This is a genomic window from Pseudomonas sp. PS01270, assembly GCF_029959775.1.
Lineage (GTDB): Bacteria > Pseudomonadota > Gammaproteobacteria > Pseudomonadales > Pseudomonadaceae > Aquipseudomonas > Aquipseudomonas atacamensis.
In genome coordinates, this window is record NZ_JASCPT010000001.1 from 1 (window position 1) to 16,358 (window position 16,358).

Here is a 16,358-nt window from a genome sequence, read left to right on the forward strand (position 1 = left end):
TACGAAGTTGCATGGTGGATGCCTCTTGCCAGGACACAGGTCATTTCCTTGATGATGAGCAATGTGCCTATTAAAAAGTGTCCACCATGTCTCCGAACACCTGTCCACCATGTGTCCGGTACATACACTCCCAGAGGGAGAGGGGACTGATTGGGGGACGCTTGGGAGCTACGCCGACCTGAATGTATGGTTTTGAATCCATAATCGACACCACACTTTCAGGTCGGTGTTTGACCCCAGACAACTCGGTAAGTCCCCTCTCCCTCTGGGAGAGGGTTAGGGTGAGGGGCTTTTGATCTTCGGGTAATAAAAAGCCCCGCACTTCTCACGAAGGCGGGGCCTTTTTGCGGCATCAGGATCAGAACAAATCGATCGGCGCCTGTTCATCCGCCGGCAGCGGGCTGCCAGGCACAACGCCGTTGCCCAGTTCGTTCACCGATGGCGGTGTGTCTTCGGCCTTGAACAGTTCAAAGTATGCCCCCGGTGTGCTCGGCGTTGCTGCACGGCCGCTGACCGGGTCCACCCGCAGGCTGAGCAGGCCTTCTGGCTCAGGCTGCACATGCGGCGGCTTGTCTTTCAGCGCGGCCGACATGTAATTCATCCAGATCGGCAGCGCCACGGTGCCACCGAACTCACGGCGACCGAGGCTTTCCGGCTGGTCGAAACCGGTCCACACCGTGGTTACGTAATCAGCGTTGTAGCCGGAGAACCAGGCATCTTTCGATTCGTTGGTGGTACCGGTCTTGCCGGCGATGTCGCTGCGGCCCATGGCCAGTGCGCGCCGGCCGGTGCCGAGTTTGATTACGTCCTGCAGCATGCTGTTGAGGATGTAGGTGGTACGTCCATCGACAATCCGCTCAGCGACGGCCGGCGCTTGCGGCACTGCCGGATTGCCCGACGCTTCACCGGCAACCGGAGCGGCATTGACCGTGAACGACTCGGTAGCCGGCGCAGCGATACCGTCGGTCGCCGCACCACCCTGTGGCACGGTCGGCGGGTTGGCGACGAACAGCGTGTCGCCGTTACGGCTTTCGATCTTGTCGATGATATACGGGGTGATCTTGTAGCCGCCGTTGGCAAAGGTGCTCCAGCCAGTGGCGATTTCCATCGGCGTCAGCGTTGCGGTGCCGAGTGCCAGCGACAGGTTCGGCGGCAGGTCCTGCTTGTTGAAGCCGAAGCGAGTGATGTAATCGATGGTCTTGCCCACGCCCATGGCCTGCAACAGGCGGATCGACACCAGGTTGCGCGACTTGTACAGCGCTTCACGCAGGCGGATCGGGCCGAGGAAGGTGTTGGTGTCGTTCTTCGGCCGCCAGACCTTGTCCAGGTACTCGTCGACGAACACGATCGGCGCATCGTTGACCAGGCTGGCAGCGGTGTAGCCGTTATCCAGCGCGGCGCTGTAAACGAATGGCTTGAAGCTCGAACCCGGCTGACGCTTGGCCTGCATGGCGCGGTTGTAGTTGCTCTGCTCGAAAGCGAAGCCACCTACCAGCGAACGGATCGCACCGTTTTGCGGATCCAGCGACACCAGCGCGCCCTGAGCCTGCGGAATCTGACTGAATTTCAGCGAATTGTCGGTCTGGCGCTGCACGCGGATCAGATCGCCGACCTGCGCGACATCCGACGGCTGGCGCGGGTTGGCGCCCATGCTGTTGGTATTGAGGAACGGTCGCGCCCATTTCATCGTGTCCCAGGCAACGTGCTCTTCACCGGTGCGGGTCAACACTTGCAGGCCGGTTTTATCGACTTGGGTAACGATCGCAGGTTCGAGGCTGCTGATGGTGCGCTGCTTGGTCAGTTCGCTGGCCCAGGCTTCGCGGGTCTTGCCTGGCAGGCGCGACTCGGGGCCACGGTAGCCGTGGCGCTGGTCGTAAGTCATCAAGCCTTCGTGCAGTGCGGTGTTGGCCATTTCCTGCAGATTGCTCGGCACTGTGGTGGTGACGCGGAAGCCTTCGGTGTAGGCCTCGCTGCCATAACGACCGACCATTTCGGCACGGGCCATTTCGGCGATGTACGGTGCGTTCACTTCCGGGGTCGGCACGTGGTAGCTGGCGTTCAGCGGCTCGTTGATCGCGGCGGTGTAGTCGGCTTCGCTGATCTTGCCCAGCTTGTACATGCGCCCGAGGATCCAGTCGCGGCGTTCTTTGCTGCGTGCCGGGTTGGCCAGCGGGTTGAAGCGCGACGGAGCTTTTGGCAGACCGGCAATCATCGCCATCTGCGCGAGGCTGATGTCACGGATCGATTTACCGTAATACACCTGCGCCGCCGCCTCGATGCCGTAGGCGCGGTTACCCAGGTAGATTTTGTTGACGTACAGCTCAAGGATCTCGTCCTTGGTCAGCTGCCGTTCGATCTGCAAGGCGAGGAGAATTTCTGTGGTTTTACGCGAGAAGCTGCGCTCGCTGGTGAGGAAGAAGTTCTTCGCCACCTGCATGGTGATGGTGCTGCCGCCGGACTGAATGTGCCCACTCTTGACCAATTGCGTTGCCGCGCGCATCAGGCTGCTCGGATCGACGCCATAGTGATTGGCGAAATTGTCGTCTTCAGCACTTAGTAACGCATTGATGAAATTGGGTGGAATGTCGGCGAAACGGATCGGTGTACGGCGCATTTCGCCAAATTCTGCGATCAACTTGTTGTCGCTGCTGTAGACGCGCAGAGGAATCTGCAACTGAATGCTTCTCAGCGCCTCCACAGACGGCAAACCCGGACTAAGGTAAAGAAAGGCGCCGCTGAGACCTAAGAGCAGTCCGCAGAAAACGGCGACGATGGACCAACCGAAAAATTTCAGCAGACGAATCAAGGCTTTTGGACATCCAGGGCAAAGAATGAATTTGGCACGGGGCTACGGTTACACACAGAGCCATCCGCGCTGGCAGTAAAAAGCGGAAAAAATCGCTGGGCATTATAAGCACTTTTCCGTCGGAGGCGTCATTGGCGCTTCTGTCAAGACGGGGGTGAAGGAACGCAATGCGTATTACAGAGTCCGTAACTCACGGAAAGTCATAGGGAATTGGTAGTGCTGGGACTCTTCAATAAAAAGACCAATGCGTTACTGGGGATCGACATCAGCTCCACGTCGGTGAAGCTGCTGGAACTGAGCCGTCAGGGCGAGCGCTACCGGGTCGAGGCCTACGCGGTGGAGCCGTTGCCGGCGAACGCTGTGGTCGAAAAGAACATCGCCGAACTCGAGGGCGTTGGCCAGGCACTGAGCCGCCTGCTGGTCAAGGCGCGTACCGGGGTCAAGAGCGTGGCAGTGGCGGTGGCCGGTTCGGCGGTGATCACCAAGGTCATCGAGATGGACGCCGGGCTGTCCGACGACGAACTGGAAAACCAGCTCAAGATCGAGGCCGACCAATACATTCCCTATCCGCTGGACGAAGTCGCCATCGACTTTGAAGTCCAGGGCGTCTCGCCGCGCAACCCGGAACGGGTCAACGTGCTGCTCGCCGCCTGTCGCAAGGAAAACGTCGAGGTGCGTGAAGCGGCGCTGGCGCTCGCCGGCCTGACCGCGCGGGTGGTGGATGTCGAGGCCTACGCGCTGGAGCGCTCGTTCGGCCTGCTGGCGACGCATCTGGCGGCCTCCCAGGAGCGCCTGACCGTGGCAGTGGTCGACATCGGTGCGACCATGACCACCCTCAGCGTCCTGCACAACGGCAAGATCATCTACACCCGCGAGCAATTGTTCGGCGGACGCCAGCTCACCGAAGAGATCCAGCGCCGCTACGGCCTCACGGTCGAACAGGCGGGCCTGGCGAAAAAACAGGGCGGGCTGCCTGACGATTACGTCAGCGAGGTCCTGCAGCCATTTCGCGAGGCGCTGGTGCAGCAGGTCTCGCGCTCGCTGCAGTTCTTCTTCGCCTCCGGCCAGTACAACGCGGTCGACCATATCCTGCTGGCCGGCGGCACCGCCTCGGTGCCCGGCCTGGACCGTCTGATCGAACAGCGGCTGGACACGCCGACGCAGGTCGCCAACCCGTTCGCCGACATGGCCTTGGGCAGCAAGGTCAATGCTGGGGCGCTGGCCAGTGATGCGCCAGCCTTGATGATTGCCTGCGGGCTCGCGCTCAGGAGTTTCGACTGATGGCGCGGATCAACCTTCTCCCCTGGCGCGAGGAGCGCCGCGAAGAACGGCGCAAACGCTTTCTGCTGGTCCTGATCGGCGTGCTGGCCGGCTCGATCGGCGCGGTGCTGATTGCTGACCAGATCATCACCGCAGCCATCGAGCGACAAATGGCGCGCAACGATTACATCGGCAAACAGATTGCCGTGGTCGACGAACGCATCAAACAGATCAGCGAGCTCAAGGCGCGCCGCCAGCAATTGGTCGAGCGCATGCGCATCATCCAGGACCTGCAGGGCAACCGGCAGATCAGCGGACGGGTCTTCGACCAACTGGCGCGTACCCTGCCGGACGGCGTGTATTTCACCGATGTGAAAATGGCCGGCAAGACCCTGTCCATCAGTGGCGCGGCGGAGTCGAACAACCGGGTCTCCGAGCTGATGCGCAATCTCGACGCGTCCGACTGGTTCGACGCGCCGAGCCTGAATGAGGTCAAGGCCACCAGCGCCGATCAAGTCGAACAGGCCAACGTCTTCCAGCTGACCGTTCGTCAGACCCAGCCCAAGGTTGTGGAGGACGAGCAATGAACGCCTCCGAGTGGCTGCAAAGCCTGCGCAACATCGATTTCAACGACCTCGACACCAGTAACATCGGTTCCTGGCCGCCTGCCGTGAAAACCCTGTGCGGTGCGCTGGTGATGGTGTTGATCCTCGCGCTTGGCTATTACTTCTTCATCAGCGACATGGAAAATCAGCTCGACCTCAAGCGCGAAGAAGAAATCACCCTCAAGGAACAATTCGCCAGCAAGGCGCGGCTGTCGGCGAACCTTGAGCTCTATACCCAGCAAATGAAGGAAATGGAAAACACCTTCGGCGTGCTGCTGCGGCAATTGCCCAGCGACACCGAAGTGCCGGGCCTGCTTGAAGACATCACCCGCACCGGTCTGGGCAGCGGCCTGGAATTCGAGGAAATCAAGCTGCTGCCGGAAGTGACCCAGCCGTTCTACATCGAGCTGCCGATCCAGATCACCGTAACCGGTGCCTATCACGACCTCGCCACCTTCGTCAGCGGCGTCGCCGGCCTGCCACGAATTGTCACTCTGCACGATTTCGAACTGGCGCCGGCCAATCCCGAGGGCGGGACGAAGCTGCGCATGAGTATTCTTGCCAAGACGTACCGCTATAACGACAAGGGGCTGGAGAAATGACCCCGATCCGTTATCTCGTCCTGCCCATGCTGCTGGCGTTGAGCGGCTGCGGTGGCGGCGATGACTTCAGCGACCTCGACGCGTACCTCAACGAAGTGCGCCTGCGCCCGGCGGGCAAGATTGAACCAACGCCGACATTCCGGTCTTACCCCACATTCACTTACAGCGCCGCCAACCTGCGCAGCCCGTTTTCGCGGCAGGCGCGGGTCGATCTGGCCGGGCAGAAACACGGTTCGCGCAACGTCAAACCCGACCCCAATCGGGTCAAGCAATACCTTGAAGGGTTCAATATCGAGCAGTTCGAAATGGTCGGCACGATTGCCAATGCCTCGGGCTCGTTCGCGCTGTTGCGCGGCGCAGGCGGGGTGCATCGCCTGAAGGTCGGCGACTACCTGGGCCGCAACGACGGCCGCATCGTCGCCATCAGCCCTACCCAGGTCGATGTCGTGGAGATCGTGCCCGACGGCGCCGGCGCCTGGCTGGAGCGGCCGCGCACCATTCCTTTGAAAGAGCACTCATAGTGGAAGTCGAATAATGAACAGGATTTTCTCCACCCTCGGTTTTTCGCTATGGATAGCGCTGGTGTCACCGATGGTAATGGCGGCCAGTCTGAAAGCGCTGGATGTTGCCGCGCTGCCGGGTGACCGCGTCGAACTGAAGCTGTCTTTCGACGGCCCGCCACCACAGCCCAAGGGCTACACAACCGAGTCGCCTGCGCGCATTGCACTGGATCTGCCGGGCGTGACCAGCCAGTTGTCCAGCAGGAATCTTGATCTGGGCAGCGGCAACGCGCGCACGGCCACGGTGGCCGAAGCCAAGGATCGCACGCGGCTGATTGTCAGCCTGACGCAATTGGCGCCGTACAGCACGCGGGTCGAGGGCAATAATCTGTTTGTGGTGGTCGGTCAGGGCGCCTCCACGACTGCGCCGCGCCCGGCTGCCGTTGCACCGCGTGCCGCCACGGCCGCTGAGGCACCTGCCAGACCAGCCGCGCAACGAAGCAGGGCGATTCGCGGCGTCGATTTCCAGCGCGGCACCGAGGGCGAGGGCAACGTGGTCATTGATCTCTCTGATCCGACCATCGCCCCGGATATCCAGGAGCACGACGGCAAGATCATCCTCAGCTTCGCCCGTACGCAATTGCCGGAAAAGCTGCGCGTGCGCCTCGACGTCAAGGACTTCGCCACGCCGGTGCAGTTCGTCAACGCAGCGCTCACCGGCGATCGCACCGTGATCAGCGTCGAGCCCAGCGGCACCTTCGACTACTCCACGTTTCAGACCGACAACAAGCTCACCGTCAGCGTGCGGCCGATGAGCATCGACGACCTGCAAAAGCGCAACGCCGACCGTCAGGCCTATGTCGGCGACAAGCTCTCGCTGAATTTTCAGGACATCGACGTGCGTTCGGTACTGCAACTGATCGCGGACTTCACCAACCTCAACCTCGTAGCAAGCGATACGGTGCAGGGCGGTATCACCTTGCGCCTGCAGAACGTGCCGTGGGATCAGGCGCTGGATCTGGTGTTGAAAACCAAGGGCCTGGACAAGCGCAAGATCGGCAATGTGCTGCTGGTCGCGCCGGCCGATGAAATTGCCGCTCGCGAGCGCCAGGAACTGGAATCGCAGAAGCAGATCGCCGAGCTGGCGCCCCTGCGTCGCGAGTTGCTGCAAGTCAATTACGCCAAGGCAGCGGACATCGCCAAGCTGTTCCAGTCGGTGACCAGTGCCGAGGCCAAGGTCGACGAGCGCGGTTCGATTACCGTCGATGAGCGAACCAACAACATCATTGCCTACCAGACCCAGGATCGCCTCGACGAACTCCGGCGGATCGTCGCGCAGCTGGATATTCCGGTACGCCAGGTGATGATCGAGGCGCGCATCGTTGAGGCCAACGTCGATTACGACAAGAGCCTGGGCGTGCGCTGGGGCGGTTCAGTGCAGAACAAGGGCAACTGGAACGCCTCCGGGGTCAACGGTTCATCGAGCACCATCGGTACGCCGGGCAGCACGAGTACCAACTCGCCGTTCGTCGACATGGGCACGGTCAACAATACCTCGGGGATCGGCATTGCTTTCATCACCGACAACGTGTTGCTGGATCTCGAACTGACGGCGATGGAAAAGACCGGCAACGGCGAAATCGTCTCGCAGCCGAAAGTGGTTACCTCGGACAAGGAAACCGCGAAGATCCTCAAAGGCACCGAGATTCCCTATCAGGAGGCCAGCTCCAGTGGCGCGACCTCGGTGTCGTTCAAGGAGGCCTCGCTGTCGCTGGAAGTCACTCCGCAGATCACTCCGGACAACCGCATCATCATGGAGGTCAAGGTCACCAAGGATGAGCCGGACTACCTGAACAAAGTGCAGGATGTGCCGCCGATCAAGAAAAACGAGGTCAACGCCAAAGTGCTGGTGAATGACGGCGAGACCATCGTAATTGGCGGTGTTTTTTCAAATACTCAAAGCAAGGTCGTAGATAAGGTGCCATTTCTTGGCGATGTGCCGTATCTTGGCCGCCTTTTCCGGCGTGATGTGGTTTCGGAGAAAAAATCCGAGCTGCTGGTATTTCTCACTCCGCGTATCATGAATAACCAGGCGATTGCTGTGAGTCGTTGATTCTGTGCGAAATTTGATACTTGTAGGACCGATGGGTGCTGGCAAAAGCACCATCGGCCGATTGCTGGCCAAAGAGCTGCGCCTGCCGTTCAAGGATTCCGACAAGGAAATTGAGCTGCGCACGGGTGCCAATATCCCATGGATCTTCGACAAGGAAGGCGAGCCCGGCTTTCGTGACCGTGAGCAGGCGATGATTGCCGAGCTGTGCGCGTTCGATGGCGTGGTGCTGGCGACCGGCGGCGGCGCAGTGATGCGTGATGCCAATCGCAAGGCCCTGCATGAAGGCGGGCGCGTGGTGTATCTGCACGCCTCCGTCGAGCAGCAGGTCGGCCGCACCTCCCGTGATCGCAATCGGCCGCTGCTGCGTACCGCCGATCCGGCGAAAACCCTGCGCGACCTGCTCGAGATCCGTGATCCGCTTTATCGGGAAATTGCCGATCTGGTGGTGGAAACCGACGAGCGGCCGCCACGCATGGTGGTGCTCGACATTCTCGACCGCCTCGCGCAGTTGCCGCCCCGTTAAAGCATCGTCCGAAATGCGCTATCCTCGGCGTCCTGTCAGCGTCCGCCGAGGGTGTGGCGGATGCCGGGCGAGCGGCGTCATACCGCTACAGGCCGCAGAACACCAATAATTTCAGGGCAGGACGCCTGCTTCCATCTTCACTGTGGGGACACATGCAGACACTCAAGGTCGATCTAGGCGAGCGCAGCTACCCGATTCATATTGGCGAAGGTCTGTTGGATCAGCCGGAACTGCTGGCGCCGCACATCCACGGGCGGCAGGTGGCAATCATCTCCAACGAAACCGTCGCGCCGCTCTATCTCGAACGTCTGACCCGCAGCCTTGCGCAGTTCTCGATGATCTCGGTGGTGTTGCCTGATGGCGAAGCCTTCAAGAACTGGGAAACCCTGCAACTGATTTTCGACGGTCTGCTGACCGCCCGTCATGACCGCCGCACCACCGTGATCGCCTTGGGCGGCGGGGTGATCGGCGACATGGCCGGTTTCGCTGCCGCCTGTTATCAGCGCGGTGTCGATTTCATCCAGATTCCTACCACGCTGTTGTCGCAGGTCGATTCCTCGGTCGGCGGCAAGACCGGCATCAACCATCCGCTGGGCAAGAACATGGTCGGCGCGTTCTATCAGCCGAACGTGGTGCTGATCGATACCGCATCGCTGAAAACCCTGCCGGAGCGCGAGTTGTCGGCGGGCCTGGCGGAAGTCATCAAGTACGGTCTGATCTGCGACGAACCGTTCCTGACCTGGCTGGAAAAAAACGTCGACGCTCTGCGCGCGCTGGACCAGACCGCGCTGACCTATGCGATCGAGCGTTCCTGCGCGGCCAAGGCTGCGGTGGTCGGTGCCGATGAAAAGGAAACCGGCGTACGCGCCACGCTCAACCTCGGCCACACCTTCGGCCACGCCATCGAAACCCATATGGGCTATGGTGTCTGGCTGCATGGCGAGGCGGTGGCGGCGGGCACGGTGATGGCGCTGGAAATGTCCGCGCGCCTGGGATGGATCAGCGAGCAGGAGCGTGATCGCGGCATTCGTCTGTTCCAGCGTGCCGGTCTGCCTGTCATTCCGCCTGAAGAGATGAGCGAAGCCGATTTTCTCCAACACATGGCAATTGATAAAAAAGTGATCGACGGTCGTCTGCGCCTGGTGCTGCTGCGCCGGATGGGCGAAGCGGTAGTGACCGACGATTATCCGAAAGAGGTTCTACAGGCCACGCTGGGAGCGGATTACCGCGCCCTGGCTCAGCTTAAAGGTTAAAACGATTCCGATGACTAGTTTGCATGCCGACGAGGCGTTTCTCGGCCATTTCCAGTTAAGTCACGACCCGTTCGCGCCACGGGTGCCGGGCTTCAAATTCTTCCCGGCCCAGCGCAAACCGGTGCTGGGTCAACTGCATCACTTGGCGCGTTACAGCCAGTTGCTGCTGGTGGTCACCGGCCCGCAAGGCAGCGGCAAGACCCTGCTGCGGCAGGCGCTCGTTGCCAGTACCAACAAGCAATCGGTGCAGAGCGTGGTGGTTTCCGCCCGTGGCGCCGGTGATGCGGCGGGCGTGCTGCGCCAGGTGGCGCAGGCGCTGGATGTCGCTCAGGCCGAAGTCGGTGCGATTCTCGAGCAGGTGGTGCAACTGGGTCTGACCGGGCAGGAAGTCTATCTGCTGGTGGACGATGCCGAGCAGCTCGACGAGTCCGCGCTGGAAGCGTTGATGGCGCTCGGCGCCGGCACGCCGGAAGGTCGTCCGCATGTGTTCCTGTTCGGCGAGTCGTCGCTGATCGCTCAGCTTGAGGCGTTGCAGCTCGAAGAAGAGCGTTTCCACGTCATCGAATTGCAGCCGTACACCGAAGAAGAGACCCGCGAATATCTCGACCAGCGGCTGGAAGGCGCGGGCCGGGGTGTCGAACTTTTCACCGCAGATCAGATCTCTGATATTCACGAAAGCTCCGAGGGCTGGCCGGGCAACATCAACCAGGTCGCTCGCGATGCACTGATCGAAGTCATGATTGCCAGCCGCTCCGCGGTCAAGCGTCCAAGTATGGGGTTCAACATGCCGAAGAAACACGTATTGGCGATTTCCGCCGTCGTTGTGGTCGCGGTTGCCGCCGCCTGGCTGATGCCGGGTCGCAGCAAGGCACCGACCACCGGTGCTCCGGCCAATGAACAGGCGCAACTGCCACTGGGTCAGGGTGCAGCGAATGGCGCCAACCCGTCCGTCGAATTCGCCGGCAACACCCAGCCGATGCCGCTGCCATTGGTCGGCAACTCGCAGCCGGTCATGCGGGGCCCGCTGGCGGAAGCGGCCGGTGGCATCACCGAAGGCGACGACGGCGTGCCGCTGGAAGGCTCCAGCGATACGCCGCCGACCGTAACCACCTCCGCGCCGCCTGCTGGCGTTCCGGCCGGTCCCGCGCCGACACCGGTTCCGACTCCTGCCGCCAAACCGGCACCAACCCCGGCACCGACGCAGATCGCCACAGCCAAGCCTGCTCCGGCCACCCCGGCGCCAGCTGCGAAACCTGCTCCTGCTCCTGCTCCGGCCAAGCCTGCCGACAAGCCCGTTACCGTGGCCAAGGCTGCCGGTGGCAGCTGGTACGCCGGTCAGCCGACCAGCAATTACGTGGTGCAGATCCTCGGCACCAGCTCGGAAACCGCCGCGCAGAACTTCGTCAAGGAGCAGGGCGGCGAGTACCGTTATTTCAAGAAAGTCCTCAACGGCAAGCCGCTTTACGTGATCACCTACGGCAACTTTGCCAATCGTGATGCGGCCGTTTCTGCCATCAAGGCCTTGCCAGCGAAGGTTCAGGCTGGTAAACCTTGGCCTCGCACTGTCGCCAGCGTCCAACAGGAACTGGCAACAACTCGCTGAAGATTCGGCGGCCTTACCCAGGCCGCCTCTCCCGGCACCTCAAAATCTCCATGAGTGCGCGCCGCCTCCAGGGACGGTTGGCGCTTGCTGACGACCGCGACGCCGCCCCATTTTTTGCTGGGCAAGGCGCGAGGAACGTAGTTTGGTTTTTCCAAATAAGTTCCGAGCAACGCTGCCCAGCGAAAAATGGGGCGCGTCCCTTCGGGTTGCGCCCCAACGTGTGCGAGGCTGCGTTGCGGGATTTGCCAAGGGAACAACCATTGGCAGCATCCCGCGCCTTGCCTCGCACACGTTGGCGTGCAACGCGGTTCGCCAGCAAGCGCCAACCGTCCCTGCGGCCGCGTGCCTTGTGGTGTCTGCGTCACAGTAGTTTTTGAGTCGTTGCGGTCAGAATTTAAAAAAGTTTTGACTAGCACAGCCGATCGCTTTAAACCTTTCACAAATGCGACATGAATTTACGACAGTTCGTCGTCAAATTTGTGAGCCTCTGTGTCGCTGTGTACAATGACCACCCTTTTGCCCCCGCTAAGCCGGCGTACGTTCGGCGCGGAACGCAAGTGGTTGAATTGAAAAGAAATTTGCCTCGAATAGAGGCAGCCTGGTGAGAAAGTGTCTATGAAAGCAGGTCTGTACCAACCAGATGAATTCAAGGATAACTGCGGTTTCGGCCTGATAGCTCATATGCAGGGCGAGCCCAGTCATACCCTTTTGCAAACGGCCATCGAGGCCCTGACCTGCATGACCCACCGCGGTGGGATTAATGCCGACGGCAAGACCGGTGACGGTTGCGGTCTGCTGATTCAAAAACCCGACGCCTTCCTGCGAGCCATTGCCCAGGAAAGCTTCGGCGTCGAAATGCCCAAGCAATATGCCGTGGGCATGGTGTTCTTCAATCAGGATCCGGCCAAGGCCGAAGCCGCTCGCGAGAACATGAACCGCGAGATCCTCGCCGAAGGCCTGCAACTGATCGGCTGGCGCAAAGTGCCGATCGACACCAGCGTCCTCGGCCGCCTCGCCCTTGAACGCCTGCCGCAGATCGAGCAGGTCTACATCGGCGGCGAAGGCCTGAGCGATCAGGACATGGCCGTGAAGCTGTTCAGCGCCCGTCGCCGTTCGTCGGTGGCCAACGCCGCTGACACCGACCACTACATCTGCAGCTTTTCGCACAAGACCATCATCTATAAAGGTCTGATGATGCCGGCCGACCTGGCCGCGTTCTATCCGGACCTGAGTGACGAGCGCCTGCAAACCGCGATCTGCGTGTTCCACCAGCGCTTCTCTACCAACACCCTGCCGAAATGGCCGCTGGCGCAGCCGTTCCGCTTCCTCGCCCACAACGGCGAAATCAACACCATCACCGGTAACCGCAACTGGGCGCAGGCCCGTCGGACCAAGTTCACCAACGATCTGATGGATCTGGAAGAACTCGGCCCGCTGGTCAACCGTGTCGGGTCCGACTCCTCGAGCATGGACAACATGCTCGAACTGATGGTCACCGGTGGCATCGACCTGTTCCGTGGCGTGCGGATGATCATTCCGCCTGCGTGGCAGAACGTCGAAACCATGGATCCGGATCTGCGTGCGTTCTACGAGTACAACTCGATGCACATGGAGCCGTGGGACGGCCCGGCCGGCGTGGTAATGACCGACGGTCGCTACGCGGTGTGCCTGCTCGACCGTAACGGTCTGCGTCCGGCGCGCTGGGTCACCACCAAGAATGGTTTCATCACTCTCGCCTCGGAAATCGGCGTGTGGAACTACCAGCCTGAAGACGTGCTCGCCAAGGGTCGCGTCGGCCCGGGCCAGATCTTCGCCGTGGATACCGAAACCGGGCAGATCCTCGATACCGATGCGATCGACAACCGTCTGAAATCCCGTCATCCGTACAAGCAATGGCTGCGCAAGAACGCCCTGCGCATTCAGGCGACCATGGAAGACAACGACCACGGTTCGGCTTTCTACGACGTCGATCAGCTCAAGCAGTACATGAAGATGTATCAGGTCACGTTCGAAGAGCGTGATCAGGTGCTGCGTCCGCTCGGCGAGCAAGGTTACGAAGCCGTGGGCTCGATGGGCGACGACACGCCGATGGCCGTGCTGTCCCAGCGTGTACGCACGCCGTACGACTATTTCCGCCAGCAGTTCGCGCAGGTCACCAACCCGCCGATCGACCCGCTGCGTGAAGCGATCGTGATGTCGCTGGAAATCTGCCTCGGTGCCGAGCGCAACATTTTCCAGGAGTCGCCGGAACACGCCTCGCGCGTGATCCTCAGCTCGCCAGTGATCTCGCCGGCCAAGTGGCGCTCGCTGATGAACCTCGACCGTCCGGGTTTCGAACGGGCGATCATCGACCTCAACTACGACGAAAGCCTCGGCCTCGAAGCGGCGATCCGCAACGTTGCCGATCAGGCTGAAGAAGCCGTGCGCGCCGGGCGTACCCAGATCGTCCTGAGCGACCGCCATATCGCACCGGGCAAGCTGCCGATCCACGCCTCGCTGGCGACCGGTGCCGTGCACCACCGCCTGACCGAGAAAGGCCTGCGTTGCGATTCCAACATCCTCGTTGAAACCGCGACCGCCCGTGACCCGCATCACTTCGCGGTGCTGATCGGTTTTGGCGCCTCGGCGGTGTATCCGTTCCTGGCCTACGAAGTGCTGGGCGACCTGATCCGTACCGGTGAAGTCCTGGGCGACCTCTACGAGGTGTTCAAGAACTACCGCAAGGGCATCACCAAAGGCCTGCTCAAGATCCTGTCGAAGATGGGTATCTCGACCATCGCTTCGTACCGTGGTGCGCAGCTGTTCGAGGCCATTGGTCTGTCTGAAGAAGTCTGCGAGCTGAGCTTCCGTGGCGTGCCGAGCCGGATCAAGGGCGCGCGTTTCGTCGACATCGAAGCCGAGCAGAAAGCGCTCGCCGTCGAAGCCTGGAGTCCGCGCAAGCCGATCCAGCAGGGCGGTCTGCTGAAGTTCGTCCACGGTGGCGAATATCACGCCTACAACCCGGACGTGGTCAACACCCTGCAAGCCGCTGTGCAGCAGGGCGACTACGCCAAGTTCAAGGAATACACCTCGCTGGTGGACAACCGTCCGGTGTCGATGATTCGCGACCTGTTCAAGGTCAAGACCCTCGACACGCCGCTGGACATCAGTGAAGTCGAGCCGCTGGAGTCGGTGCTCAAGCGCTTCGACTCCGCCGGTATCTCGCTGGGCGCACTGTCGCCGGAAGCTCACGAAGCCCTGGCCGAAGCCATGAACCGCCTCGGCGCGCGTTCCAACTCCGGCGAAGGTGGTGAAGATCCGGCGCGTTACGGCACCATCAAGAGTTCGAAAATCAAGCAGGTTGCCACCGGCCGTTTCGGTGTAACCCCGGAATACCTGGTCAATGCCGAAGTGCTGCAGATCAAGGTCGCCCAAGGCGCCAAGCCGGGCGAGGGCGGGCAACTGCCGGGCGGCAAGGTCAACGGGCTGATCGCCAAGCTGCGTTACGCAGTGCCGGGCGTGACCCTGATTTCGCCACCGCCGCACCACGACATCTATTCGATCGAAGATTTGTCGCAGTTGATCTTTGACTTGAAGCAGGTCAACCCGCAGGCGCTGGTTTCGGTGAAGCTGGTAGCAGAAGCGGGCGTCGGCACCATCGCCGCCGGTGTGGCCAAGGCCTATGCCGACCTGATCACCATTTCCGGCTACGACGGTGGCACCGGTGCTTCGCCGCTGACCTCGATCAAGTACGCCGGCGCACCGTGGGAACTCGGCCTGGCTGAAACCCACCAGACCCTGCGCGGCAACGACCTGCGCGGCAAAGTCCGGGTGCAGACCGACGGTGGCCTGAAAACCGGCCTCGACGTGATCAAAGCCGCGATCCTCGGCGCCGAGAGCTTCGGCTTCGGTACCGCGCCGATGATCGCACTGGGCTGCAAATACCTGCGCATCTGCCATCTGAACAACTGCGCCACTGGCGTCGCGACGCAGAACGAGAAATTGCGCAAGGATCACTACATCGGCACCGTCGACATGGTGGTGAATTTCTTCACCTACGTCGCCGAAGAAACCCGTGAGTGGCTGGCCAAACTGGGTGTGCGCTCCCTCGAAGAGCTGATCGGTCGCACCGATCTGCTGGAAATCCTCGAAGGCCAGACCGCCAAGCAGCATCACCTGGACCTGACGCCATTGTTGGGCAGCGATCACATCCCGGCGGACAAACCGCAGTTCTGCGGCGTTGAGCGCAACCCGCCGTTCGACAAAGGTCTGCTGGCGGAGAAGATGGTCGAGCTGGCCGCGTCGGCGATCAACGACCTCAGCGGTGCTGAGTTTGAGCTGGATATCTGCAACTGCGACCGTTCGATCGGCGCCCGGATCTCCGGCGAAATCGCGCGCAAGCACGGCAACCAGGGCATGGCCAAGGCGCCGATCACCTTCCGTTTCAAAGGCACGGCCGGGCAGAGCTTCGGTGTGTGGAACGCCGGCGGTCTGAACATGTACCTGGAAGGCGACGCCAACGACTACGTCGGCAAAGGCATGACCGGCGGCAAGCTGGTCATCGTGCCGCCGAAGGGCAGCGTCTACAAGACTCAGGAAAGCGCCATCATTGGCAACACCTGCCTGTACGGCGCCACTGGCGGCAAGTTGTTCGCCGCCGGCACCGCAGGCGAGCGTTTCGCCGTGCGTAACTCCGGTGCCCACACGGTTGTGGAAGGCACTGGCGATCACTGCTGCGAGTACATGACCGGTGGTTTCGTCTGCGTGCTGGGCAAGACCGGTTACAACTTCGGCTCTGGCATGACCGGTGGTTTCGCCTACGTGCTCGATCAGGACAACACCTTCGTTGACCGGGTCAATCACGAACTGGTGGAGATCCAGCGGATCAGCGGCGAGGCGATGGAAGCCTATCGCAGCCACCTGCAGAACGTGCTGAACGAGTACGTCGCCGAAACCGACAGCGAGTGGGGTCGTGAGCTCGCTGAGAACCTCGACGATTACTTGCGGCGTTTCTGGTTGGTCAAGCCCAAGGCTGCCAGCTTGAAAACCCTGCTTTCCAGCACTCGTGCCAACCCGCAGTGATATGCGCCTGAAGAGTTTGATGAGGTTTTAAC

Annotated in this window: 10 protein-coding genes; 9 read left to right on the forward strand and 1 reads right to left on the reverse strand. The window is 61.2% G+C overall.

Annotated elements, in window-relative coordinates; translation table 11 throughout:
• Nucleotides 1–358 precede the first annotated feature (358 nt).
• Nucleotides 359–2,806, reverse strand: coding sequence for a penicillin-binding protein 1A (locus QMX86_RS00005; RefSeq protein WP_282385729.1), 2,448 nt, complete (start codon nt 2,804–2,806; stop codon nt 359–361).
• A gap of 216 nt (nt 2,807–3,022) precedes the next feature.
• Between QMX86_RS00005 and QMX86_RS00010 the strand changes: the two genes are divergently transcribed.
• From QMX86_RS00010 to gltB, 9 genes are all read left to right on the forward strand, one after another.
• Nucleotides 3,023–4,087, forward strand: a complete 1,065-nt coding sequence (locus QMX86_RS00010) for a pilus assembly protein PilM (protein ID WP_024011266.1) — start codon at nt 3,023–3,025, stop codon at nt 4,085–4,087.
• Nucleotides 4,087–4,653, forward strand: a complete 567-nt coding sequence (locus tag QMX86_RS00015) for a PilN domain-containing protein (protein ID WP_056787334.1) — start codon at nt 4,087–4,089, stop codon at nt 4,651–4,653. Before QMX86_RS00010 ends, QMX86_RS00015 begins: the two co-directional genes overlap by 1 nt.
• On the forward strand, nt 4,650–5,273 hold the full coding sequence (gene pilO, locus QMX86_RS00020; protein ID WP_071174143.1) for a type 4a pilus biogenesis protein PilO: 624 nt from the start codon (nt 4,650–4,652) through the stop codon (nt 5,271–5,273). The genes QMX86_RS00015 and pilO overlap by 4 nt, the downstream gene beginning before the upstream one ends.
• Entirely contained in the window at nt 5,270–5,794 is a 525-nt protein-coding gene (locus tag QMX86_RS00025) for a pilus assembly protein PilP (protein WP_073471601.1), read from the forward strand. Before pilO ends, QMX86_RS00025 begins: the two co-directional genes overlap by 4 nt.
• 13 nt (nt 5,795–5,807) lie before the next feature.
• The gene (gene pilQ, locus QMX86_RS00030; protein ID WP_282385721.1) at nt 5,808–7,886 is read left to right on the forward strand and encodes a type IV pilus secretin PilQ; all 2,079 of its coding nucleotides are present in this window, start codon (nt 5,808–5,810) and stop codon (nt 7,884–7,886) included.
• A gap of 4 nt (nt 7,887–7,890) precedes the next feature.
• Nucleotides 7,891–8,409 carry a shikimate kinase AroK gene (gene aroK, locus QMX86_RS00035; RefSeq protein ID WP_024011270.1) on the forward strand — a complete coding sequence of 173 codons (519 nt, stop codon included), beginning with the start codon at nt 7,891–7,893 and terminating at the stop codon, nt 8,407–8,409.
• A gap of 152 nt (nt 8,410–8,561) precedes the next feature.
• A complete protein-coding gene (gene aroB / locus QMX86_RS00040) occupies nt 8,562–9,662 on the forward strand; it encodes a 3-dehydroquinate synthase (RefSeq protein ID WP_282385719.1) in 1,101 nt (366 codons plus the stop codon).
• A 10-nt stretch (nt 9,663–9,672) separates the two neighbouring features.
• Nucleotides 9,673–11,265, forward strand: coding sequence for an AAA family ATPase (locus QMX86_RS00045; RefSeq protein ID WP_130928238.1), 1,593 nt, complete (start codon nt 9,673–9,675; stop codon nt 11,263–11,265).
• Between the two features lie 615 nt (nt 11,266–11,880).
• Entirely contained in the window at nt 11,881–16,326 is a 4,446-nt protein-coding gene (gene gltB, locus QMX86_RS00050) for a glutamate synthase large subunit (protein WP_150638042.1), read from the forward strand.
• Nucleotides 16,327–16,358 lie beyond the last annotated feature (32 nt).

Excerpts from the sequence above, each read along its gene's own strand:
- aroB (WP_282385719.1), top strand. The coding sequence starts at position 8,562 with ATGCAGACACTCAAGGTCGATCTAGGCGAGCGCAGCTACCCGATTCAT.
- pilO (WP_071174143.1), top strand. The coding sequence starts at position 4,650 with ATGAACGCCTCCGAGTGGCTGCAAAGCCTGCGCAACATCGATTTCAAC.
- gltB (WP_150638042.1), top strand. The coding sequence starts at position 11,881 with ATGAAAGCAGGTCTGTACCAACCAGATGAATTCAAGGATAACTGCGGT.
- pilQ (WP_282385721.1), top strand. The coding sequence starts at position 5,808 with ATGAACAGGATTTTCTCCACCCTCGGTTTTTCGCTATGGATAGCGCTG.
- QMX86_RS00015 (WP_056787334.1), top strand. The coding sequence starts at position 4,087 with ATGGCGCGGATCAACCTTCTCCCCTGGCGCGAGGAGCGCCGCGAAGAA.
- QMX86_RS00045 (WP_130928238.1), top strand. The coding sequence starts at position 9,673 with ATGACTAGTTTGCATGCCGACGAGGCGTTTCTCGGCCATTTCCAGTTA.
- QMX86_RS00025 (WP_073471601.1), top strand. The coding sequence starts at position 5,270 with ATGACCCCGATCCGTTATCTCGTCCTGCCCATGCTGCTGGCGTTGAGC.